The sequence below is a fragment of the Actinoplanes oryzae genome, assembly GCF_030757795.1.
Classification (GTDB): Bacteria; Actinomycetota; Actinomycetes; order Mycobacteriales; family Micromonosporaceae; genus Actinoplanes.
Genome location: NZ_JAUQWH010000063.1, coordinates 14,216 through 36,516, shown reverse-complemented (window position 1 = coordinate 36,516; position 22,301 = coordinate 14,216). Strand labels below are relative to the sequence as shown.

14 protein-coding genes and 1 tRNA gene are annotated in these 22,301 nt (G+C 70.2%); 7 read left to right on the top strand and 8 right to left on the bottom strand.

Annotated features, from left to right (window positions below; all coding sequences use genetic code 11):
- Positions 1 to 139 precede the first annotated feature (139 nt).
- Entirely contained in the window at positions 140 to 601 is a 462-nt protein-coding gene (locus tag RBH18_RS21155) for a DUF6924 domain-containing protein (protein ID WP_306210398.1), read from the top strand.
- Between the two features lie 378 nt (positions 602 to 979).
- On the opposite strand, the gene RBH18_RS21150 is transcribed toward RBH18_RS21155, so the two are convergent.
- From RBH18_RS21150 to RBH18_RS21130, 5 genes are all read right to left on the bottom strand, one after another.
- Positions 980 to 1,834 (bottom strand): STM4011 family radical SAM protein, encoded by an 855-nt coding sequence (locus RBH18_RS21150; protein WP_306210412.1) that lies wholly within the window; start codon positions 1,832 to 1,834, stop codon positions 980 to 982.
- A 161-nt stretch (positions 1,835 to 1,995) separates the two neighbouring features.
- Positions 1,996 to 3,306: an STM4012 family radical SAM protein gene (locus RBH18_RS21145; RefSeq protein WP_306210396.1), complete on the bottom strand. Its 1,311-nt coding sequence runs from the start codon at positions 3,304 to 3,306 to the stop codon at positions 1,996 to 1,998.
- Positions 3,303 to 4,106: an STM4013/SEN3800 family hydrolase gene (locus tag RBH18_RS21140; protein WP_306210395.1), complete on the bottom strand. Its 804-nt coding sequence runs from the start codon at positions 4,104 to 4,106 to the stop codon at positions 3,303 to 3,305. The genes RBH18_RS21145 and RBH18_RS21140 overlap by 4 nt, the downstream gene beginning before the upstream one ends.
- Positions 4,094 to 5,233 (bottom strand): STM4014 family protein, encoded by a 1,140-nt coding sequence (locus tag RBH18_RS21135; RefSeq protein ID WP_306210393.1) that lies wholly within the window; start codon positions 5,231 to 5,233, stop codon positions 4,094 to 4,096. The genes RBH18_RS21140 and RBH18_RS21135 overlap by 13 nt, the downstream gene beginning before the upstream one ends.
- The gene (locus tag RBH18_RS21130; RefSeq protein WP_306210392.1) at positions 5,230 to 6,147 is read right to left on the bottom strand and encodes an STM4015 family protein; all 918 of its coding nucleotides are present in this window, start codon (positions 6,145 to 6,147) and stop codon (positions 5,230 to 5,232) included. The genes RBH18_RS21135 and RBH18_RS21130 overlap by 4 nt, the downstream gene beginning before the upstream one ends.
- Before the next feature lie 130 nt (positions 6,148 to 6,277).
- Here RBH18_RS21130 and RBH18_RS21125 point away from each other — a divergent pair, with 130 nt between their 5' ends.
- The 6 genes from RBH18_RS21125 (at position 6,278) to RBH18_RS21100 (ending at position 10,147) form a co-directional block, all read left to right on the top strand.
- Positions 6,278 to 6,898, top strand: coding sequence for a hypothetical protein (locus RBH18_RS21125; protein ID WP_306210390.1), 621 nt, complete (start codon positions 6,278 to 6,280; stop codon positions 6,896 to 6,898).
- Between the two features lie 13 nt (positions 6,899 to 6,911).
- Positions 6,912 to 7,502: a TetR/AcrR family transcriptional regulator gene (locus RBH18_RS21120; RefSeq protein ID WP_306210388.1), complete on the top strand. Its 591-nt coding sequence runs from the start codon at positions 6,912 to 6,914 to the stop codon at positions 7,500 to 7,502.
- Positions 7,499 to 8,353, top strand: a complete 855-nt coding sequence (locus RBH18_RS21115) for an NAD(P)-dependent oxidoreductase (protein ID WP_306210386.1) — start codon at positions 7,499 to 7,501, stop codon at positions 8,351 to 8,353. Before RBH18_RS21120 ends, RBH18_RS21115 begins: the two co-directional genes overlap by 4 nt.
- An 82-nt stretch (positions 8,354 to 8,435) precedes the next feature.
- A complete protein-coding gene (locus tag RBH18_RS21110; protein WP_306210384.1) occupies positions 8,436 to 9,710 on the top strand; it encodes an NAD(P)/FAD-dependent oxidoreductase in 1,275 nt (424 codons plus the stop codon).
- 158 nt (positions 9,711 to 9,868) lie between these two features.
- Positions 9,869 to 10,024 carry a hypothetical protein gene (locus RBH18_RS21105; RefSeq protein WP_306210382.1) on the top strand — a complete coding sequence of 52 codons (156 nt, stop codon included), beginning with the start codon at positions 9,869 to 9,871 and terminating at the stop codon, positions 10,022 to 10,024.
- 49 nt (positions 10,025 to 10,073) lie between these two features.
- Positions 10,074 to 10,147, top strand: a tRNA-Ile gene (locus RBH18_RS21100).
- 1,175 nt (positions 10,148 to 11,322) lie between these two features.
- On the opposite strand, the gene RBH18_RS21095 is transcribed toward RBH18_RS21100, so the two are convergent.
- From RBH18_RS21095 to RBH18_RS21085, 3 genes are read right to left on the bottom strand one after another with little or no spacing between them, the layout of a single operon-like run.
- The gene (locus RBH18_RS21095; protein ID WP_306210379.1) at positions 11,323 to 11,850 is read right to left on the bottom strand and encodes a hypothetical protein; all 528 of its coding nucleotides are present in this window, start codon (positions 11,848 to 11,850) and stop codon (positions 11,323 to 11,325) included.
- A complete protein-coding gene (locus RBH18_RS21090) occupies positions 11,844 to 18,527 on the bottom strand; it encodes a polymorphic toxin-type HINT domain-containing protein (RefSeq protein WP_306210377.1) in 6,684 nt (2,227 codons plus the stop codon). Before RBH18_RS21090 ends, RBH18_RS21095 begins: the two co-directional genes overlap by 7 nt.
- 17 nt (positions 18,528 to 18,544) lie before the next feature.
- On the bottom strand, positions 18,545 to 22,195 hold the full coding sequence (locus RBH18_RS21085) for a LamG domain-containing protein (protein ID WP_306210375.1): 3,651 nt from the start codon (positions 22,193 to 22,195) through the stop codon (positions 18,545 to 18,547).
- Positions 22,196 to 22,301: the final 106 nt, after the last annotated feature.

Here is a 22,301-nt window from a genome sequence, read left to right as displayed (position 1 = left end):
GCCGCGGCTGGGCTCGCCTGGCCGTAGCCGCTCCGCTCGCCCTCTCGCCGGCCTTGGGCGCCTTGCTCCGCAGCGGATCTCCTGGTTCCGCGGTGCGCGGGCGCTGACAACCGCCACGGCCGGACCTACCCTGCGACACGTGGAAGAGCGCATCTGGCCCCGGAACAGCGACGCCTCCCTGGTCCTCCGCACCGACTTCGCCCACCCGCAGGAGTGGCTCCGGATGAAGGCGGCGATAGCCGAACCCCAGACGCCGGACGGCTTCCTCGCGACCGTCGAGGTCGTCGACGACCGGAAGTTCGAGGGGTTCACCCCGTCCCGGCTGCTCGACACGGTGCCCGCCGACGACCGGCACGCCGTCGCCTTCCTGGTCGACACACTGGCGCTGACGCACCCCGAGCTGCCGATTCTGGCGATCAACCTGGGCGACTACGAGGAGGACCCGACCGACCCCGGCACCGGGCCGCAGCTCGGCGCCACGTTCCGGGTCATCCCGTCCGAGCTCTGGTCCGTGCAGAACAACCTCGCCCTCGCCAACATGGACTGGCAAGAGTTCGCCGACGCCACCGACCACGACGGCACCTTCCGCGGCTTCCCCTGACCCGCAGCAACCCACCCGCGCAGCCTCCACCAACGCCGACCACGCCGTCGCTCAGCTCCCGCCCAACCGCACCACCTCAACCTCCCCGCCCTCGTCAGCACAGGACACGGCATCACGACGCAGCCACTCCTCCCGTGGCCGCCGACGCATCACGACGCAGCCACTCCTCTGGGTCGACCCGGCGTTGGCGCAGGCCGCGGCTTTCCCTCTCCGCCACCACGCGCCAGTCGTCGTTCCGAGGCGCATCAGCCCGGCACTCGCGCGAGGCACGACTTCCCCACCCCGCCACTCCGCGCTGAGCGTTCGGCACGACGCAGACGCCAAGCGCGGCTTCCCCGCCCCACCACTCCGCGTCACCGCGATTCCCCGGTGGGTGCCTCAGCCCGGCGCGCCGGCGAGCGGCCAGGCCGCGGGGATGCGTTCGAGGATCCCGCCCGCGTACACGTCGTACAGATCGAGTGGCTTCAGATGCACGTACCCGATGTGGCAGTCGCAGATCTCGTTGGTGCACGGCCTCGGCGCCAGCCCGGCGCGCCAGCTGCCGTCGTAGAGGTTGCCGAGCGCGGCAGGGATGAAGTGGCACCGCCGAACCGTCCCGTCGCCCAGCACGGAGATGGCGGTCTCGCCCGCGTGGCACGGCTTTCCGAGCGACGCGTGCGGCCGGACGCTGTCGCCGAAGTGCGGGTCGATCTCGGTCCAGCGGCGCTCCTCCTCGGGGCTGTACTTGAAGCTCTCGGCCGCGTTCACCCACAGATAGACGGACGGCCGCAGCGCGGCGCGCAGGGCCACGGCGGCGGCATGGTGCTCCGGCAGCCCGACGACACCGACCGAGTACCGCTGGCCCAGCTCGTCGAGCCGGCGACAACGTGCCACGAAACGTTCCAGCGAGACCTGACCCGGGTGGTACGTCGCCCACAGCGCCGCCACCCCGGGCACGGCGTCGCGGAGCCAGTCGACCCGGGCGGCCAGGTTGGTCTGGATGGCCACCCGGCGTACGTGGGGCAGCCGCGACAGCCGGACGATCGCGTCCCTGTACCAGGATCGGGTCAGCCCCTCGCCCCACGGCGTGAACAGCACCGACAGCTCACGGTCGGTCGTCGCCGCCGCCCACCCGGCGAACCGCTCGAGTGCCGCCCGGTCCTCGCGCAGCAGCTCCGGCGGGTCGACCCGCTTGGCGAACGGGCAGTACGGGCAGTCGTAGTTGCAACTGGCCAACGGCCCCCGGTAGAGCACGGTCAACGCCCCGCCCCTCCCGCCTGACATGTCACCGGGCGCGGCTCCCGCACGCCCCTCGACCGAGCCGCCGGACGCCGCACCGACCGCGGCAGTGGTCACCCCTCCGACGGACCCGTGTGCGACGCCGGACGAGGGCAGCCCGAGAAACACCGGTGTACTCATCGCAGCACGTGTCCCGCCATCGCCGCCCGCACCGGCCCGGACACCAGCCAGGGCCCGATAGCGTCCGACCGCGCGAGCCCCTCCGCCGTCAGCCGGCCCAGGTCCTCCTCCAGCCATCCGCGCCGCACCAGCTCCGCCAGCTGCGGGAAGTCCTCGTGGTGCCGGGTGCCGAAGCGCGCCGCATATGCCGCGGCGTCCAGCCCCTCGGCCCGGAGCACGGACTTGAGCAGCCACCGCCGCCGCTGCTCGCGCTCGTCGAGGCGGAACCCGAACTCGGCGTACCGGAAGTCCTCGGCCGGCCGTGACAGGTAGTCGTCGATGACCGCCCGCACCTCGGTCACGCTGACCGCATAGTCGAACGAGTAGTGCAGATCCCGCGTGTACGACCGGGCGCCGCAGCCGAGCCCGACCATCCCGTCGTCCTGGCAGCTGTAGTCGGGGCCGTCGTCGGCCGGCACGTCGGCCCGGCGGAACTGGCGCATGGACTGCTGCACGTATCCGGCGTCCGTCAGCACCCGCACCGCGTGCCGGTAGAGCCCGAGGCGCTGCCCGTCCCAGTCGTCGAGCCCGTCGGTGCCGGTCCGCCGGCCGAGCCCGGTGAGCGGCCTCACGTACAGCGGGTAGAGGAACAGCTCCTCGGGCCGCCACCGCAGCGCCTGGTCGATCGAATACTGCCAGGTCTCGGGCGTCTGTCCCGGGATCCCGTAGATGAGGTCGATGTTGAGCACCGGCACGTCCGCCGCCCGGATCGTGTCCAGCGCCGCCACAACCTCCTGCACCTTCTGCGGCCGCACTGCCGCGCGCGCCTCGGCGTCGACGAAACTCTGCACGCCGATGCTGACGCGGGTCACCCCGTGCGCGGTGAGCACGGCGAGCCGGTCGGCGGTCGCGGTCGCCGGGGACGTCTCCACCCCCAGCGGTACGCCCCTCGCGCCGAGCGTGTCCTCGATGACCCCGAACATCTCCGTCAGCTCCGGCGCGGTCAGATACGTGGGTGTCCCGCCGCCGATGGCCAGCCGCGCGAACGACGCGTCGGGGGCCAGCGCCTCCCGCACCTCCATGGCCTGCCGTCCCAACTGCGCCAGGTAGGCGGTGACCTGATCCGCCGGCGGACGTGCCCGCGTGAACAGATTGCAGAAGCCGCACCGCATCTCACAGAACGGCACGTGCACGTACGCGAAGAGCGCATCCTGCCGCTCCCCGGCCCACACGTCCCGCAGCAGCGGCCGTGGCATCAGCTTCCGATAGGCGGTCTTGTGCGGATACGCGTACAGGTAGCCCTGGTACGGCGACTCGTCGAGGCTCATGCGCTCACCCCCGGCAGCACGAACTCCGCGTACGGCACTGTCCACACCGTCTCGTGCGCCACCCGGTGACCGGTGTGACCGTCCTCCCCGTAGAGCGTGCCGTGATCGGAGCACAGGATCACCTGACACGGCCTCCCACGCCCGGCCACGACGCCGAACAGCCGCGGCAGCACCGAGTCCACATACTCGAGGGCGGCAGCATGGCTTTTCAGGTCGTCGGCGGTCGCGCCCGGCAGATAATGACAGTTGGGCTGATGCAGGGCGGCGACGTTGACGAAGGTGAACAGCGGCCGCTCCGCGGGCAGGTCCGCGACGATCTTCTCCAACCAGTCGACCTGGGCGTCGAAGCAGTGGGGAGCCGTCACCCCGAACCCGCGCTCCCAGTGCGCCTCGGCGAAGAGGCCGGGCAGCACGCGGCCGAGCGGCGCCTCCGGGTTGAAGAACCCCACGCCGCCCAGGCAGACGGTGTGATAGCCCGCTGCCGCCAGCCCGGCCGGCAGATCCGCGGCGTCGAAGACATAGGTACGCGGCCCGCTCGACTCGCTCCCCCCGAAGCGCGCGGCGAAGAGGCGCTCGTGCGGCCCCGGTGTCACCGGCGTGGGCAGGAAGCCGGCGAAGAACGCGTGGTGGGCCGCATACGTGAAGCTCGCCGGCGTGTGCCGCCGTTCCCACCTGCCGCCGGGCAGCACCCGCGCGAGGGCCGGGGTCCGCCCCTGCGCCAGGCTCTCGACGGCCACGTCGTACCGAAGCGTGTCGAGCGTCACGAGGAGCAGGTCGTGGCTGCCGATCAGATCGCGCACAGCGGGCCCGCCGTTTCCCTCTGTCCGGCGGCCGATCGCGCCACCCACCGGTCGTAACGGCCGTCGGTGAGCGCGGCCAGCTCGTCCGCATACGTGTCCCGACCGTCGGCCAGCACTCCCGGCAGCAGGTCGCCGAACGCGTTGACCTCCGCCACCGCGTGCCGCCGCCACCCGGCGCCCAGCATCAGGTCCACGCCCATGTGCAGGCTGCGCGGGAAGCAGGCCGCCACGCCCTCACACGTCCGCATGGCAGCCGCCCACGCCTCCGGACCGGCGGCCGCCCGCACCGCCGCCACCTCGCCCCGCGCGTTGCCCAGGTGCAGGTTGGTCAGCGGGGTGCGGGACGTGCGCACCACGACATGCCGCGGCTGCCCCGCGATGACGACGACCCGCAGATCGAGCACCCGGTCGCCGAGGCCGGCCTTCGGGAACCAGCGCTCGACGTGCAGCCCGTCCGGGGCGAGCCGGTCCACCACGGCAGCGACCTCCGCCTCGCTGTCGTAACGGCGCACCCGCAAGCTGTTGAACAGCCGCCCGTCGGCCGCGATCTCGGCCGAGGTGACGGCCGACACCTGCGACCGGGAGACGGCCAGCGCCAGCACCCCCGAGGCCGACGACCCGAACGCGGGCTTGACGAACACCCGCCCCCAGCCGGCGTCCCGCAGCCCCGCCCGCAGCGACTCCCAGCCGTCCACAGCGGGCAGAGCCTCCGGCACCGGCACGCCGCTCTCGCGCAACAGGGCGTGACAGCGCCGCTTGTCACCCATCGTCAGCACGTCGCCGACCGGGTTGAGCATCGTGCCGCCGCCCGCTGCGATCCGCGCCAGCCCCGCCGCGAGCCCGCGGTGCGCCGCCGCCATCCCGACGATCTCCCCGTGGTCGGCGGCCCGCACGCCACCGTCCCGCGCGGAGGGGTCGGCTCCGAGGCCACGCAGGAGCACGTCCACCTCCGCGTCCTCCCCCGGCGAGTCGACGCGGACCAGGCGGCCCGGCCCCGGCACCGGCCCGCCGCGGAGCATGTCGCGCCAGGCGTGCACCTCGAGCTCGACGCCCGCGTCGCGGGCTGCCGCCGCAACCATGCGGACGCGCCTGTTTTCCGGGTTGCCCACGACGGCCAGGGAGGTCATTCCGCCACCGCGGTGTATCGGCCCCATTCCTCCTCCTTCTGCACCTCGGAGACGTCCACCCGGACGCCGGGCAGCTCCTGGGTCAGCCGCTCGGCGATCTCCGGGCTCATGAAGTGGTGGCGCAGCTGCAGGCCGTCGAGGTGGTCGAGCGGCTGCCCCGTCAGGAGCGCCTCGCCGCCGGCGTCGCCGAGCATGCCCAGGGAGAGATCCAGCTCACGCAGCCGGCCCACGACGGGGGCCGAGGCGAGCGCCCCCGCGATCTCGTCGGCATTCTCCGCATTGCGCAGGCCCAGGTAGGTCAGGGCCGGGAACACCCGGCCGGCGAGGATCGGCGCGAGGTCCTCCAGGGTGGCGCCACCCTCATAGTTCTCGACGCCGAGCCAGAGCTCCAGGTGCTCGAGCCGCGGGAAGTCGCACTCGCCCACCGCGCGGACGATCGCCGGCGGCAGGCCGCCGGACTGCAGGACCAGCTCCTTCAGCCGCTCGTGGCGCTGCGGCTCGAGGACCAGCCCTTGCGAGCCGCGGATCCACAGGCGCTCCAGCTTGGGCAAGGCCGCCAGCAACGGCCCGTAGTCGCCCTGGTTGATCCAGGAGATCTCACACTCCTCGAACGTCATCTCGCCGACGAACAGCGATCGCAGCCGGCCCAGCCGCGAGGCGTGCCGGATGATCAGGTCGAGCGGCGGAGCCTCCTCGAAGGCCTCGCTCCACTCGCCGAGCACCAGCGCGACCGGACCGCCCGGGCCGGCGCGCTCCAGCACCCGCTCGAACGCGGCCTCGAAGTCCGAGGAAGGCGCGTCGGAACCCGCCTCTACGCGCCAGGCCACCGCGGTGGGATCCGCGGGGGCCGGATCGGCGTCCCAGGCCACGATCGACAGGCCGGCAAAGGTCTCCAGGTGCGACGAGATGGTCAACGGTCTCTCCTTCGAGGCGTCGGATGGCAGGCACCGTAGCAGCGGGAGCCGACACTTTTCGCCTTGCCGAAACGGGCTGGGGATAATACGCTGGGTAACAATACAACTGTATTGGAAGGCGGTGGACGCGGTGCGACGACTGGTGACGGCCGAGGTCGCAATGTGGCGCAACCTGTACCGGTGGGCGCTGCGCCGGCCCCGGGGCCCCGGCGCGGGCGAGCAGGAGTTCGGCTACCTCGGCGTGGTGCGGCCGATCCTCGGCTTCCTCATCGGGCTGTCCGCCGTCGAGATCCCCGTCTTCGACCTGATCGTCGTGCACGTCGTGCCGTGGCGGCCGGCCCGCTGGATCGTCCTCGGGCTGGGCGCCTGGGGACTGTTGTGGATGATCGGGCTCTACGCGGGCTTCAAGATCCACCCGCACGTCGTGACTCGCGACGCTTTGCGCGTACGCGTGGGTCATGGGGTTGATCTGCTGGCGCCGTGGGCGGACGTCGCGAGCGTGACCAAGCGCTATCGCTCCCTGCCGTCCAGTAGACCCGTGCAGCATGAGGACGGGGCCCTGCATCTGGTCGTGGCCAGTCAGACGAGCGTCGACATCCGGCTGCACGAAGCCGCGACGCTCATCACAGGACAGGAGCCGACGAGCGAGCTACGCCTGTACGCGGACGATGCGGACGGCCTCGTCGCAGCGGCCCGCGAGCGGCTGTCCGACACGGCGCGCTCGTCCGCCGCCCAGCGCGCCGAGCCGTGACATCATCGGCGCCATGCCCCGCAGGACGGACCATCAGGAGAGGCGGGCGCTCATCGCCGACGCCTTGATGCGCGTCGCGGCCGAGCGCGGCCTGGAGGAGGTCAGCCTCCGGCACATCGCCGCGGAGGCGGGCGTGTCGCTCGGCATGGTGCAGCACTACTTCCGCACGAAAGCGGAGATGATGCTCTTCGCGATGGCCGCCGTGCGCGAGCGCGGTGAGGCTCGCGTCTCGGCCGCCGTCGCCGCCCTGGGCGACAACCCGGCGCCGCGTGACCTGCTGCGCACGATCATCACGACGGTGCTGCCGCTGAGCGACGAGGCACGCTCCGACGGCAAGGTCGCGCTGGCATTCCTGGCCTATTCGGCCGTACGCCCGGAGGCCGCCGCCGCGCTGCACCTCGACACCACGCAACTCCTGGCTCACGTTGCGTCCATGATCCCCACCCAGCGCCCCGAGCAGGACGCCGCCGGCCTTTTAGCGATCATGGAAGGCCTGGGTGTATATCTTCTCGGCGGCCACTACTCGCCGGAGCAGGCGCTGGCGGCCCTCGATGCGTATCTTGACAAAATCTACAGTGGAACGATCTCGAAGGTGTCCCCATGACCGTGGGTTTTCTCGGGCTCGGCCTGATGGGGCAGCCGATGGCGAGCAACCTGGCCCGCGCCGGCACACCGCTGACGGTCTGGAACCGCACACCCGACCGCTGCGAGCCGCTGCGAGCCCTGGGCGCCGCCGTCGCCGCCACGCCTGCCGAGGTCGTCGCCGCCGCCGACATCACGCTCATGATGCTCGCCCACCCCGAGGCGATCGATGCCGTCCTCGCCACCGTGCCGGAGCTCACCGGCCGGACGCTCGTGCACATGGGCACCAGCTCGCCCCGCTACTCCCAGCGGCTGGGCGAGCGCATCCGGGAGGCCGGCGGCCGCTACGTCGAGGCACCCGTGTCGGGCTCCCGCCGCCCGGCCGAGGAGGGGCAGCTGGTGGCGATGCTGGCCGGCGACCCGGCGGATGTGGCACGCGTCCGCCCGGTGCTCGCGCCGATGTGCCGCGAGACGGTGGAGTGCGGCCCGGTCCCGCAGGGCCTGCTGATGAAGCTCGCCGTGAACATCTTCCTCATCACCACGGTCACCGGCCTGGCCGAGGCCTGGCACTTCGCCGAGCAGCACGGCCTCGACACCGGCACGTTCGCCGCCGTGCTGGACGCCGGGCAGATGGCCAGCCCCATCTCCCGCGTCAAGGTCGCCAAGCTCCTCGCGGGCGACCTCTCGCCGCAGGCCGCCCTGGCCGACGTCCTGGAGAACAACCGCCTCATCGCCGACGAGGCGCACGCGCGCGGCACGTCGGTTCCGCTGCTCGACGTTTGCCACGCCCTCTACCGGGAAGCAGTCGATCTCGGCCACGGCCGCGAGGACATGGCCGCCGTGATCCGCGCCCTCGAGGCGCGGACGAAGTAGGGGCTCTCCGGCTTTTCGCTGCTGGCCGGGGCCTCCGCGGTTAGGCTGAGCGCTGGGTTGTTTGTCCCTTGGTGAGGTGCGCGTGGAGCAACCGGTTGAGGTGGACGTCGTCATCGTCGGCGGCGGTCTCGCCGGGCTCGCCGCTGCCCGCAGGCTGGACCGTGCCGGCGTCGAGTGGCTGCTCGTCGAGGCCTCCGACCGGCTCGGCGGCCGGGTCGCCACCGACGTCGTGGACGGCTGGCACCTGGACCGCGGCTTCCAGGTGCTCAACACGGCATACCCCCGCGTGCCCGCGCTCGTCGACATCGACGCGCTGGACATGCGCTGGTTCACCTCGGGCGTCCTGGTCCGCCGGGGCGGCAAGCTGCACCGGCTGGAGCACCCGCTGCGCCAGCCCCGCACCGCCCCGCAGACCCTCACCAGCAACGTCGGCTCCCTCGCCGACCGGCTGAGGTTCGCCGCCCTGGCGACGCGGTGCGCCACCTACCCGCCGGCGCGCCTCCTCGACGCCCCGGAGATGACCACCCAGCAGGCCCTGCGCAAGGCCGGCCTGTCCCACCGCATGATCGAGGAAGTCCTGCGCCCCTTCCTCTCGGGCGTCTTCGCCGACCGCTCCCTCGACACGTCGAGCCACGTCCTGGCGATGGTGCTGCGCTCCTTCGCCCGCGGCCGGATCGGCGTGCCCGCCAACGGCATGGGGACCCTCCCCGCCGCAATCGCCGGCCCCCTGCCGTTCCCGCAGGTCCTGGTGAACGCCCCGGTCCTCTCGCTCGGCCCGGGCATGGTCGTCACCGAGGGCGGCGAGATCCGCTGCCGTGCCGTCATCGTCGCCACGGACCCGGTCACCGCCTCCCGCCTGCTGCCCGCGCTCCCGAAGCCCGACATGCGCGGCCTCACCACGTACTACTTCGGCGCGGACCAAGCCCCCCTCGCCGAGCCGACCCTCGTCCTCGACGGCGACCGCCGCGAGATCGTCGCCAACACGGTCGTCCTCTCCAACGCAGCCCCCGAGTACGCCCCGGCGGGCAAGAGCCTGATCTCAGCCTCGACGGTCGGCGTCGCCGCCCCCTCCGGAGCCTCGGAAACGGTGATGCGAGTCGAGCTCGCCCGCCTCTACGGCGTCCCCACCGACGACTGGCAGCTCCTCGACATCGTCCCGATCCCGAACGCCCTCCCCGCCGCCCCGGTCCCCCAGTTCCGCCTCCGCAAGCCGGTCGCCCTGGGCAACGGCCTCTTCGTCGCCGGCGACCACCGCGACAGCCCCTCCATCCAGGGCGCCCTGGCCAGCGGCTGGCGCACGGCCGGCGAGGCCCTGTCCTCCCTCGGAGCCCTGGTCGGCAGCAAGCGCCCCGCCTGACCGCCGCTCAGCGCGCCACCGCAAGCCTTCTGCAGGCCGTGGCCCCGGCCCGGCGCACGCGGTTTCCCGCTCGCCGAAGGAAGCTCTCGCGGCCCCTCTATCCCGAGGACGCCTCATGTGCGCGCTTGGCCGCCTCGATCACGGGTAAAAGTGACCTCATGACCCAAGCCACCCCGGACCCCGAACCCACGCCCGGCAACCCCGACGAAGACCACCCCGCCCAGGAAGCCCACGGCGGCAGCATGGCCCCCGGCCTGGTCGACGACACCGGCAACCCGGTCCCGCAAGACCCACCCGCGGACGACGATGAGTAGATCGCTGGCCTACCCTCGACGACACGGGATAGTATCGCCGCCGGTGTACGGGGCGGTAGCTCAGTGGGTTAGAGCAGGGGACTCATAATCCCTCGGTCGCGGGTTCGAGTCCCGCCCGCCCCACCTCTTCGACCTCCCGGCAAGTTCTTCCCGCATCATCGCCGGCGTGAACCTTGGGACGGGATGGCAACACCACGCGCCCAAACAGCCGTTTCCTAGACCCGGTTGAAGGCCGAGCCCGACCGAGGGCTCCGCAGCGAGCTCGGATGGACTCGGTCACTGCTCGAACGGCAGTTGAGCGATGGTGGACACGGTGCAGGAGCCTCCGCACGGCGGATTCACTAGATGCCTGGGGGAGATGCTGTCAGGACTTTCCGTACCTTCGGCCATCCGTCCGGCATCCGCATTCTGGATCTCGTACATCTGGGCGGAGCGCGGGCTGACGATCGTCCGGCGGGATGTGGACGGTGAATGTGACTGTTGCGTCGTCCAGGGTCAGATTCCTTCGCGGTAATACTCACTCTGACCGTTGACGTTGTGGACTCGCATCACGAACCAGTATGAGTAACCGACCCGGGGTGGCCGGTACCGTGTCGCATTGACCAAGACTTGCAGTCGGTCGGCGGTGAGATGGATCGGTGGCCCGGCGTAGGCTGGAGCAACAGGAGTGGTGGTCGGCGGCGCGAACGCGCCGGTCGTAGACGGTGACGTAGTTGTCGCCGACGCGACCTCCAGCTTGCCGTCGTCTTTTGCTGCTATTGCGGAAAAGCCGGTGTTATGGCACCGGCCACAGTGACCATGGCAACCTTCACCGCGGGGGACGAGTGCTGCGCACGGTCACCTTCTGGACGATCAGACATGCGTGGAGTATTGCGACATACGGGCTCGTCGTCTGGAGACCGTACGAGTGGCACGCCCGTTCGACGACACTCTAGAGGGCCGAGCGAGCGGCGGTCAGCTGAGTGACGGGACCGGCGCGGCGAGCCAGGCGACGGTCATTGAACCCGGCCTCTCCATCCGGCGATGGCTCACACGATCCACCACCGCGAGTGAAGACGACACGAGTGTCTTTTACATTCTTGCCCGGCAGAAAGCGCGACCAAGTCAGTGGCCGATCTTGTCGAAGGTCCCGGCGAATACGCGCAGCGAAACGGCCGGGGCTCGATTGCTCACCTGGTGAGAGCAATCGAGCCCCGGCCACAATGTCCGAGCGCAAGGCCTCCGGACCTCACATGGGACGCATTATCAAAGGTGCTACATGGTCGCCCGCAGGCTCACCGACAACCACCGATAGCGTCTCAGCCGCTTTCGTGATCGCGAGTCGTCTCATCGGCTAGGGAATCACCCCAAGTCGCGCGCAAGTCAGCGCAGTCGATGACGATGACGCCGCCGGTCATTCTTATCTCATGACGACAGCCCTGGCCGTTCGGGACGATCTCATCGAGCTGAACACTTCCCAGCCGTCGACTTTCGGGCCAGACTCGCGCGGTGGAATGCCACTCCTCCACCTCCACGGCAAATTCCCGCACGTCGTCATAGAGGATCGTCAGCGGCTCACTGTGCTTGAAACGATTCGGCCCGAATTCAATCACAGCAGCCATCCGACCTTCCCCGGCCTCTCGTAGAGTCATGGCGCCCAGGGTCAGGTCCTTGACGCATCGAGAAGCGGTGAAGTCGTAATGATCGACGTCTGCGGCGAAGGCTCGGGCCCCGGCCGGCAGCCGTGGCAACAAATCCCCGAGTGCTTTGAGGTAGGGCTCTGGGTCGAGCGTTGTTGCCTGCCACGTGCCCTGATCCGATTCGATGCGGACGAACTGCATCAGCATCCGCCGCCGGTCGATCCGATCATCGGCCGCTTCCAGGAGTCGCCCTTGACACTTGCCTTGGGCGGCAGTTGTCCGATCTTCCGCATCTGATCCACCGCGATTCCCTTCAGCCTGTTGTGCACCTGACTCGGCACATCGACATCGGCTGCGAGCTTTCTGTGCTTGTTGAAGAACCCGTTGCTTCCGTACAGGCCCACCTCGGTTCCCCGATGGTAGACGTGGATCTCGAACGACGCCTGTCCACGGACGTTGAACTGGTCCATCCGGGCCGTGTAGTCACCATAGAGCCGGATGTTGTCCTGAAGGCCACCGCCGTCGTTGTGCACCAGGACAGGGGTGTTGCCTGCAAGCACGTAGTAGGTGTGGATGTCGGCAACGGTGAGGTTGTACATCCAGCGGGTGCCTACGTACGAACGGATGCCGGCCACCGGGAAGAGGGAGCCGTCCGTGGAGAGCAATCTGCTCTCGGATGTCAGCTGGCCCGCGTTCACCCACGCGTCCACGGCTTCGTCCCAGAAGAGGTGCTCCGGGGTCGTGCGGACGACTATCCGCTTGCCGTCGGACGTCCGGACTGTCAGGTCGGTGAGGGCGAGATCGTCGTTGACGTGCTTGACCGTTACTTCGCGGGCTTCGGTCTTGCCGGTTTCGGGGTCGGTGGCGAGGACTTCGTCGCCGACCTCGATGTCGCCGATCTTCTTGGTGGTGCCGTCGGCCATCAGCACCAGGGTTTCGGGGCTGAAGCTGTTCCGGCCGCAGCCGCCGACCGCTCCCGCGATGTTCTTGCGGGCCCTGCCGACCGACATCGGGCCGAGGGTGTGCATGGTGCCGTCGCCGCCCAGGGACAGGAGGCCCGTCCACTGGTGGAAGGTCATGACCATCTTCCACCAGGAGAGGGTCTGTTCCTCCTCACCGCGTAGCTGGAGGTAGCTGTTCGCCCAGGCCAGGTAGATGCCGTTCAGCGTGTTCGTGGCGTCGTCCTGGTAGTCCAGTGCGACGGGGGCGTCGGCGGCCACCGGGTGGTCGCCCTTGTAGGCGTCGAGGGCCGCGGCCATCTCGGCCGCGTTCACGACGGCGGGCGACTGGATTTTGATGACGACCTTGTTGATGCGGTCGCCGCCGGAGCCGCCGTAGTTGCTTTCGTACTCGGTGCCGTTGCTGTAGGTGACCGTCTTGGACTTGTAGCCGCCCTCGTTGCCCGGGGGCGGGCCGGCGACGCCCGGGTCTTCGTGGCCGCTGCAGGCACCGGGCCCGCCGACCTCGCCGCCGCTGCAGCCGGCGGAGCCCATTGTCTCGCCGGTCGGGTCGGAGAAGGTGATCGGGCTGTTGTTGGAGTAGGAGTAGCCGTTCCACTGCTGCGGATCCATCAGGTCCTGCACCGGGTCCACCGAGAGGAACCGGCCCAGCAGCGGGTCGTAGACCCGGGCGCCGACGTTGGTCAGGCCGCTGGCGTCGACGTCGCCGCCGACGAAGCCCTTCGCCGTCGGCCACTGCACGGCGTCGCCGCGGCTCTCGCCGTACGGCCGCTGCCGGCGGATGGTGACCTTCTGGGTGGAGGCGTTGACGGTGATCGCCTGGGTGCCCTGGTGATCACTGAACAGCCAGCTCAACGACTGTGCCGCCGGCGTACGCGTGGCGACCTGCGAGTTCCCGAAGGAGTAGTTGCGGGTGGCCGTTGCCGAACCGCCGGCCGGGACCTTGACCTCCTGGCCCGGCAGGTAGAGCGTCGTGCCGGTCTTGTCGCGGTGGACCAGCCGGCCGCCCTCGGGGTCGTAGACGTTCGACGTGGTGACCGTGCCGTTCTCGGCGATCGTCGCCTGCTTGCCCTCGCTGTCCCAGGTCAGGGTCTGCCCGGGGCGGGTGAGGGTGTTGCCGGACGCGTCATAGGTGTACGCGGCCGTGGTCGGCGTGGTCTGGCCCGGCGCGATCGTCGACGTCGCCGTGACCGCGTGCGGGCGGACAACTCCGGCGCCCGGGGTGGGGACCGTGTAGCTGGTGGTCTTGTCCCCCGTGCTGAAGTGCTCGACCTGCTTGGTGCGGTTGCCGAGCGTGTCGATCGTCCAGTCCGTCCAGTACGGAGCCGCGCCGCCCAGGTTGGCGACACTGGGCGCAGTCGCACAGTTCACGCCCGCCTTGGGCGTCCACGCCGAGGTGAGGCGCAGCAGGGCGTCGTACCCGAAGCACTGGTTGTCGGCGGTGCCGACCTCCGGGGTGTCGCTGATGGAGTTGAGGTTGCCGTTGTTCTCCCAGTTGTAGACGCGGTCCGACACCGTGCCGGTCGAGCTCTCCGGCTTCACCTTCACCTGGTTGACCCGGCGCGTGTCGTGCTCGTACGCGACGGACTGCTGGGTGTAGACGCCACCCGCCGTCTTCAGCGTGGTGACGGTCGGCTCGCCGAAGGCGCTGTAGTCCTGCAGGGCCACGTACGACCCCACCGTCGACAGGTTGGTGTCGAGCCCCGTCGGCAGGCCCGAGGTGCCGTCGTACTTGGTCGTGACCGTCTCGGTGACCAGGCCACCCGCCGCCGGGTAGGTCATGGCGACCGGGGCGCCGGTGTACTCCGAGTAGGTGTAGCCGTAGACGTACGAGCCGGCCAGGCCCGTCTCCGAGGCGGGGACGACGTACTGCTCGCCCGAGACGTCGTAGCGCTGGGTGAAGCCGCGCGCCTGCCACTTGAACTGGTTGCCGTTGTCGTAGCGGACCGACTCGGTCATCTGGCCCTTGAGCGGCACCCCGGTGTAGAGCTTGTCGTACGTCCAGGTGACGCGCCGGTTGGCGTCCGACGCCGAGGTGTCGTAGGTCGCGGTCATGCGACCCAGCCCGTCGTACGTGAACCAGAGTTTCTTGCCGCGCGCGTCCGTCGTCGACTCGACGTCGTCGTAGGCCGTGTAGGTCGAGGTCGTGGTGCCCTTGTCGGGGTCCCTGCTCTCGATCTGGCGGCCCAGGACGTCGTACTTGAACGTCCACTGGTCGCCGGACGAGTCCTTGACCGAGCTGAGCTTGTCGCGGGCGTCGTAGGCGTACGTGGTGGTCAGGTGCGCCCCGGAGGAGGCCCCCGGCGTGGTGTACTGCCAGGCCTCGGTGGTCCGGCCCTGGGCGTCGACGACCGTCGTGGTGGAGGTGCCCCCCTTCGGCGGGACGACCGTCGTACGGTCGCCCTCGTAGGTGGTGCTGGTGCGCCACCGCTCGACGATGTTGGTCACGCCGTCGCCGGCCCGGTACGCCGTGGCGGTCACCCGGTCGGCCTGGTCGTAGTAGTTGAGGTTCTGGCTGGGCACCGACCACTCCGGTGTCCAGTAGAGCGTGCCGGCCGGGTCGCCCTTCTCGGCGTGGGCTCCGTACGTCATCTCCACGCGCCCGTGCGAGTCGTGGATCGTGTCCGTCACGACCCGGCCGCCGCCGACCGCCTCGGTCTGCGTCTGCCTCGGCCGGAGCAGGGCGTCGTAGATGTCGTACTTGATGTCGGTCGTGCCACCCGAGTTCAGCGCCTCGGTCTTCACGTACGGATAAGAGGTCCGCGCCGTGTCGTAGTAGTAGGTGAACCGGGACGACGGCTGGGATTCGTGCCCGGTCCTCGTCCACCCGATGTCCCAGGTGGCGATGGTGCGGCCGAGCGCGTCGTACGCAGCCTCGGACACCCTGCCGTTCGGGTCGGTGACCTTCTCGGGCAGCTGCAGCGCGAGGTTCAGGTTCGTGGTGGTGGTCCAGCCCAGCTGGTTGGTGTCGGCCCGGCTGGTCGGCAGGCCGGCGGCAGGAGTCAGCACGGTGGTGACGGTGTTGCCGCGCTTGTCGGTGGTCGTGACCTGCCGGCCGTACGCGTCGAAGGTCGTCTTCGCCGTGGTCTGCCATTCGGTGCCGCCCGAGGCGGTCCAGTTCTTCAGCGAGTCGGCGCGGGTCAGGTCGCCGTGGACGGGCGCCGTCGAGGAGCTGGTCGCGCCGTCGTAGTAGCTGACGCTGTCCGACAGCATCTGGTCGGCCGAGGCCGGGGCGGTGGCGCACGGCAGCGCCTTGACCGTCACCTGCTTCACCGTGGTGAGCAGGTTCTTGGCGGTGTTGCGGTTGTACGACGTCGTGGTGCACTTCTCGTCGCCGGACTTGGCGGTGTCGCCGTTGTCCTGCACCGTCACCGGCAGGCCGTAATCGTCGTACGTCGTGGCAGTGCTCGTCGTGCGCCAGCCGCGAGCACCGTCGACGCCGAGGGCCGTCGCCTTGTACGTCGCCTTGGTCGCCACGTAGCGGGCCGTGACCGTGTCGCCGTTGATGGTGCGCGAGGCGGTCGGATCGGAGCGCCACGGGACCGTGACCGTCTTGCTGACCGGCTTGTCCTCGGAGCCGTTGTAGACCACGGTCTCCCGGGCCATGCCGGCGAACTGGTCCTCGTCGTAGACGGTCTCGGAGCCCAGCGACGCGTCCACGGTCACCGTGCGGGTACCGCCGCTGGGAGCCGCCTTGTCGCCGTGCATGCCACGCAGGTACGTCGTCTTGGTCAGCGTCTTCGCCTCGTTGCCGACCTTGGTGAGCACGGTGGCGTACCCGCGGAACTGGTCCCAGGTCTTGCGCTTCGGCTTGGTCAGCCCGTCGTCGTCGCTGTAGTGCCAGGCGGGCGTGCCCTGGTACGTGTACTCGGTGACCACGTTCGGCGCCTGATGGCCGTCGGCGAGCTGGGTGTCCGTCTGGATCACCTTCGTGACGACGTACTTGTGCCACCACTCGGTGATGTCCGCGCCGTCCGGGTCGTACGGGTCGGCGTCCACCACCGGGTAGCAGAGCCGCGTGTTGTTCTGCGGCGACGAGGGCAGATCACCGCTCGTGCAGTCCGGCAGCGAGTAGGTCACCTGGATCTGCGACCCGGTCTCGGTGATGATGCTGCTCAGCCGCTGCCAGTTGTTGGTGGTGTTGGTCTTGGTGAGCACCCGGTTGGGCAGCGCGACCGGCTCGAAGGTCACCGGCGGCAGCGTGACCGTGCCGCCGGCCAGGCCGGAGTGCACGATCTCCTTGAGCCACAGGCCGCCCTTCTGCCCGTCGCCGGGCGAGGGGAAGGAGTGGGTGAAGGTGTACGAGTCGACGTTCTGCCAGGCGGCCGGGGACTTGGTGGTGTCCCAGACCCGCGTGGTGATCTTCGCCAGGCGCTTGGTGCTCCAGAAGGTGGGCACCATGCTGTCGCACTCGGTCGCCGTCGACTTGCACTCCTGGTCCCAGGGGGTGTCCGGCCAGTGCGAGCCGTCGTGCGTGGTGCAGTCGCTCAGGCACCGGTCGGCGCGGTCGAAGACGACCTGCGCCTGCGCGGTGACCGAGCGGTCCGAGGCGCCGCGGTCCCAGGTGCCGTAGTCGATGCGGGCGAGCGAGCCGCCACGTACGTAGGAGGTGTTCTTCGACTGATCGGCCTCGGCGCCGTACTGGTTGGTCTCCTTGTCGTACCAGAAGGAGATCGTGTTGCCGTGGGTGTCGATCGCGTAGTCGACGTTCCAGCGCCACGCCTGGGCGAGGTCGGAGTCCGCGAACTTGTCGGCGTGACCGGGCTCGCCCGCGTGGTTGCCGTAGACCGGCACCGTCCAGGCCGAGTTCGTGTCACTGCTCTGGCCGGTCAGCTTGTTGAGGCCGAAGAAGTACTGGGTGCCGTCGGTCGTGGTGACCTTCCAGTACTCGCCGTCGTTGTCACCGTTGGTCGCGCCGGTGAGCCGCTCGATCTTCGAGCCGTCCTCGGAGCGGGCGTGCCAGCCCTTGCCCTCCTCGTAGACCAGCTCGGAACTGCTGCCCCCGAGCGACAGTGTGGCGTTCTGCGAGCGCCAGCACAGGTCGCCGGTGTACTCCGGGTTGTTCGGAGAGCCGGACTCGTCCTCGTCGCAGGGCACGTACCGGCGCTCGATGAAGCCGGGCGAATACTCGAAGCCCTCGCCGATCCACGACGGCTGGTTGTTCGTGGCCGAGGAGCGCCCGTCCACGCTCGACGAGGAGTAGTCGAGGCTGATCTGCGGCTCCGGGCCGCCCAGCGCGGTCGGCATCTTGACCGGGTACGACCAGGAGAAGTCACCCGTCGAGCCGCCCGAGGACCAGGTCGACGACGAGGCCAGCGGCGTAGCGCCGAAGTCACCGGAGTCACCGGCCGGTGCTGCCGCGAGGGCCACCACCGAGGCGGCGGTCGTCGTCGCGGTGACGGCCTTCTGCGCCTCGTCGTTGGTCGACGGCAGCGGTGTGGCCGAACAGCCGGCCTTGTCCGGCGTGGTCAGGGCGCACTCCGGCAGCGACCACAGGCGCAGCCGGGACGACCAGCCACCGCCGTAGGCGTACTGGAACTTCGAGTAGTCGACGGTCAGCGCGGCCGGTCCGGAGACCCGGGCCACGACGCCGGCGCGATAGCGCTCCGGCAGCTTCGCCCGGTCCAGGACCACGGCTGCCGGTGCGGCGTCGGCTGCGGCGCTGCGGGCACCCTTGGGCTTCGCCACGGGGAGCGAGCTGCCTGCCGCCGGCCACTGCGGCGCGGGCAACGTCAGATCCGGTACGTCCGCCGCCTTGCGGGCGACGGCGCGTACCTCGTGACCGTCGTCGCCGAGCGGCACCTGCTGGGCCTTCAGCGGTCCGCTCGGTTTCGGCGGCTCGGCGAGGGCCGGTGGCACGGCCAGCGTGCCGCCGACCAGGATTCCGGTCGCCGCGGCGGCGATCAGTGTGCGTATGCGGTTCATCCCTGTCCCTGGCCGGCTCATGCGGCCTGCTCGTCGTAGAGGTTCTCGATCCGGGCGCTGGTCAGGGCACCCTGGTAGAGGCGGATGTCGTCGATGCCGCCGCGCCACGGGCTGACCATGGCGGGGCTGGTGTTGTCCGCGCTCCAGATGCCGCTGCCGACGACCAGCGGGCCGTTCGCCTGCCAGGCGGTGGTCCACGAGCCGTTGACCGCCCACTTGCCGTTGACGTACAGGCGGATCTGCTTGCGCCCGGCGTCGTAGACCATGACCAGGTGGGTGAAGGAGCCCTCGTCGTCGACATCGAGGGCGGTGGGGGCGATCACGTGGCCGTAGGTCTCGCCCAGGTCCGAGTCCGCGGACACCGTCATCACCTCGAACCGCTTCGCGGTGACGCCGTCGATGGTGGAATCGCGCGTCTGCAGGTAGAAGGGCGCCTGCTCGACGCCGGTGGGCGCGAGGGCGGTCATGGTGGTCGCCAGCGAGTCGACGTGGACCCACATCGACACGGAGAACGACTGGTCGGACCTCAGCACCGGCGCGTCCTGCCAGGTCGCGGGCTGGCCGGCGGCCGCCGTGTTCTTCCGGGTGGAGCCGTACTCGCGGGTGACCTTGCCGTAGAAGACGTCGCTCGGGTCGTCGTAGAGCAGCTGCCGGTCGTCCAGGTCGAGGTAGTTGCCCCGCGCACCGGAGGCGATGTCAGCGCCCTGGGTCAGCCGCAGCTCGCGGCTCCACGCGGCACCGTCCGGCGCCGAGCAGGTGTCCGCGATGGTCGGGTCGTAGCACGGCACGGCGGCCGAGAAGTCGTACCGGCCGATCTCGATCGGTTCGAGGATGCCGGGTTCGTTGACGCCGCCCGAGCCCGGGTCGGAGGCGCGCATGCCGACGAAGTCCTGCTCGACGATGGTCCGGTCGAAGACCTGGACGTCCGCCACCGCGCCGATCAGGCCGTCGGTCCAGGCGGTGCTGGTGATCCGGCGGTTGCCGATCCGGAACTTGCCGGTGGAGCTCCACGGCGTGGACGCCGTGGCCTCGCTGCGCAGGGTGCCGTCCACCCAGACGCGCACCTTCTTCTCCGCGGCGTCGAAGACCCCGGCGACGTGCGTCCAGCGCCCCTTCTCCGCGGTGTTGACGGCGCAGGCGGAGGGCCCGGCGGTGTTGCTGTCCGTGTCCGCGGCGCGCATCCCGAAGCAGAACGACTTGTCGGCGACGCCGTCACCGTTGCGGTCGTCACTGCGGTACTGCAGCTGGAAGTTGGCCACGTGGTCGCCGTCCTGCGACGCGATCGTGCGGTACCCGGTGACGTCGTCCAGGCGCACCCAGGCGGCCACCGCGAAGCTCTTGGTCGTGTCGACCACGGCGGTCGGGGTGGTCAGCACCCCGTTGTTGTTGAACGTCGCCTGGCTGCCGCCGACGAGCCGCTGCTTGTCGGTCCACGTCACGTTCACCGGGGTCTCCAGCGAGGCGTCGGCCCGCTGGAAGGAGGCGGGTGCGGCGGGGAGTGCCGGCTGGGCGTCCTTGAGCTCCGAGCCCGCCTCGATGCCCGGGTACGTCTCCAGGCCCCAGCGGGCGATGGCCGGCGACGGCCGGGCCACGGAGAAGGTCAGGGAGCCGTCGCCCTCGTTGAGGGTGCTGTCGATCGCCTGCAGGTGCAGGACGTTCTCGCCGTACCGGGGAGCGGTCAGGGTGACCACGGCGGCCTTGCCGGTCACGCCGGAGATCGTCCCCGCGGTCACCTCGTTGAGCACGGCCTCGTTCCAGCCGTAGCGGAACTTCGTGACATCGGTCGCGGTCGACTGGATGCGGAAGGTGCCCGGCTTGCCCGGGCCGGAGGGCGCCGACAGCATCACGGCGGTCACCGGCGGGTCGGCGGTGTCGATCCGGAAGTAGCAGTAGTCGGACCAGTCGCCGCTGATCGCGTAGGGCGCCGGGTCGGTGCCGCGCACGCGCAGCGCGTACAGGCCGCCGTTGACCCCTTCGGTGACCCGTTCGCTGGCGTCGCGGGTGTTGGCCGGGGTGCCGCTGGTGACCGGCGAGGGCAGCTTGGTCCAGCCGCTGTCCTGCACCCGGAACCACTCCCAGGTGCTCTTCAGCGCCTGGCTGCCGTCGGCGTCCGGCATGACCGCCGAGAACCAGGGGTTGGTGATGCCGATGCTGATCGTCGTGCTGCGGCAGGCGATGCCGGCCACCTGCACCGAGTACGGCTTCCCGGGGATCGCGTCGACGTCGGCGATCAGCTTGGCGTCGTTCGGGAAGAACTTCTTCCACCGGGTCTTGTCGCTCTCGTAGCCCTGGTCCTCGTTGCCCGCGCTGAAGGCGATCGTGACCGTCGAGGCGCCCTTGTCGGCCACGCTGCCCAGCAGGCTGGTGACGGCCGAGCCGGTGAAGTTGACGGTCATGTCGGGCTGCGGCGAGTCGGAGCAACCGGCGCCCTCGTTCGCGTGCGACTCCGCCGACGACAGGTGCTTGAGGAACGGGCTCGACGACTTCCACGGGTTGCGCGGCGTTTTCGAGATCGGACTCGCGCTGAACATGTGCGTCCAGGTGTTGTCGCACGAGTACGAGTGGTCGACCTTCATCTGCACGTAGGCCGACTCGACGTGCCTGCCCTTGAGCTCGGCGGTCGGGAACTCGAAGTAGGAGCGGTAGATCCGCCCGTCGGGGTCCATGCCGACCCGGGCCCGGGAGACGTCGGTGTTGTTCGTGTTGTTGTTCGTCGAGTAGGCCCAGCGGGTCTTGCCCTTGCTCCAGGCCGGGTCGATGAAGACCGGGTAGGCGGCGTTCGCGGCCAGCAGCTTCGCGTCCGGCCGCAGCACCAGGTCGCCGCCCTCGATGCCGGTGGCGACCGGCGCCACCGTGGCGAGGTCGGCCGGTGCGGCCGCCGACGAGGACTCGACGGCCGCGCGGGCGGCCTTCTGCTTCGCGGCCGCCGTGGCCGGCTTCGGCGAATCCCACATCGCCGGCGCGGGCGCGGAGGCGATCAGCGTGTCGCCGGCGACCGCCTGCAGCGCGCCGCCGGTCGTACGGCGCAGCGTCGCGTCACCGCCGACGGCGAAGGTGATCTCCCGCAGCTCGGGGTTCTTCGCGGCCTCCGCGGTCTTCACCTTCAGCACGTGCGAGAAGCCGTCCTCCGTCGCGCGCACCGCGAGGTCCACGCCGGGAAGCACCTCGGGATAGGTCGCGGTGTCCCCGCTGACCTGCGGCTCGGGCAGCTCGCCGCCGGGCCAGGAGAGGCTGAGCCGCTGCCCGGCCTCGGTCATCGTCACCAACGGCCCGGAGCCACCGGCCGAGAAGCGCAGGTCGGCGGTGGAGACGCGGGGACGCAGGCCGTCGCCGGACCGTACCAGCGTGGTGTCGACATCGGACCAGGAGCCGTCCGCGTGCTGGACGCGCTCGGGCACCACACCCGACTCGTAGGTGAGCCGGCCGGACGGCTCGGCGAAGACCTGGCTGTACTCGGTGCGCTCGGGGAGCACCTCGACGCGGTCGCCGGACTCCCGGGCAAGCCGCAGGGCGGTGGCTTGGTCGGGGGCGGTGCCGGGGCTCGCCGGCTCGGCCGCTGCGGCGGCGGCAGGGTGCGGCGCGGCAAGCGGGAGCAGGCCCGCGAGCAGGGCGAACGTCAGCCCGGGAACAAGAGTTTTCCGAATGTGGACAGCATGCGTTAACGCCACCGAGGGACCCCCGTGGTGTGGAAAAGATAGAAGCGGGGGAATACTAGGAAAGATCAATTTCCGTGTCCATACAGTCACCACGGAATCACCGGCTGCTCTCGGGCCG

Coding starts and splice junctions, on each gene's coding strand:
- RBH18_RS21145 (WP_306210396.1), bottom strand. CDS start 3,306: ATGAGCCTCGACGAGTCGCCGTACCAGGGCTACCTGTACGCGTATCCG.
- RBH18_RS21135 (WP_306210393.1), bottom strand. CDS start 5,233: ATGACCTCCCTGGCCGTCGTGGGCAACCCGGAAAACAGGCGCGTCCGC.
- RBH18_RS21120 (WP_306210388.1), top strand. CDS start 6,912: ATGCCCCGCAGGACGGACCATCAGGAGAGGCGGGCGCTCATCGCCGAC.
- RBH18_RS21115 (WP_306210386.1), top strand. CDS start 7,499: ATGACCGTGGGTTTTCTCGGGCTCGGCCTGATGGGGCAGCCGATGGCG.
- RBH18_RS21105 (WP_306210382.1), top strand. CDS start 9,869: ATGACCCAAGCCACCCCGGACCCCGAACCCACGCCCGGCAACCCCGAC.
- RBH18_RS21095 (WP_306210379.1), bottom strand. CDS start 11,850: ATGCTGATGCAGTTCGTCCGCATCGAATCGGATCAGGGCACGTGGCAG.
- RBH18_RS21090 (WP_306210377.1), bottom strand. CDS start 18,527: ATGAACCGCATACGCACACTGATCGCCGCCGCGGCGACCGGAATCCTG.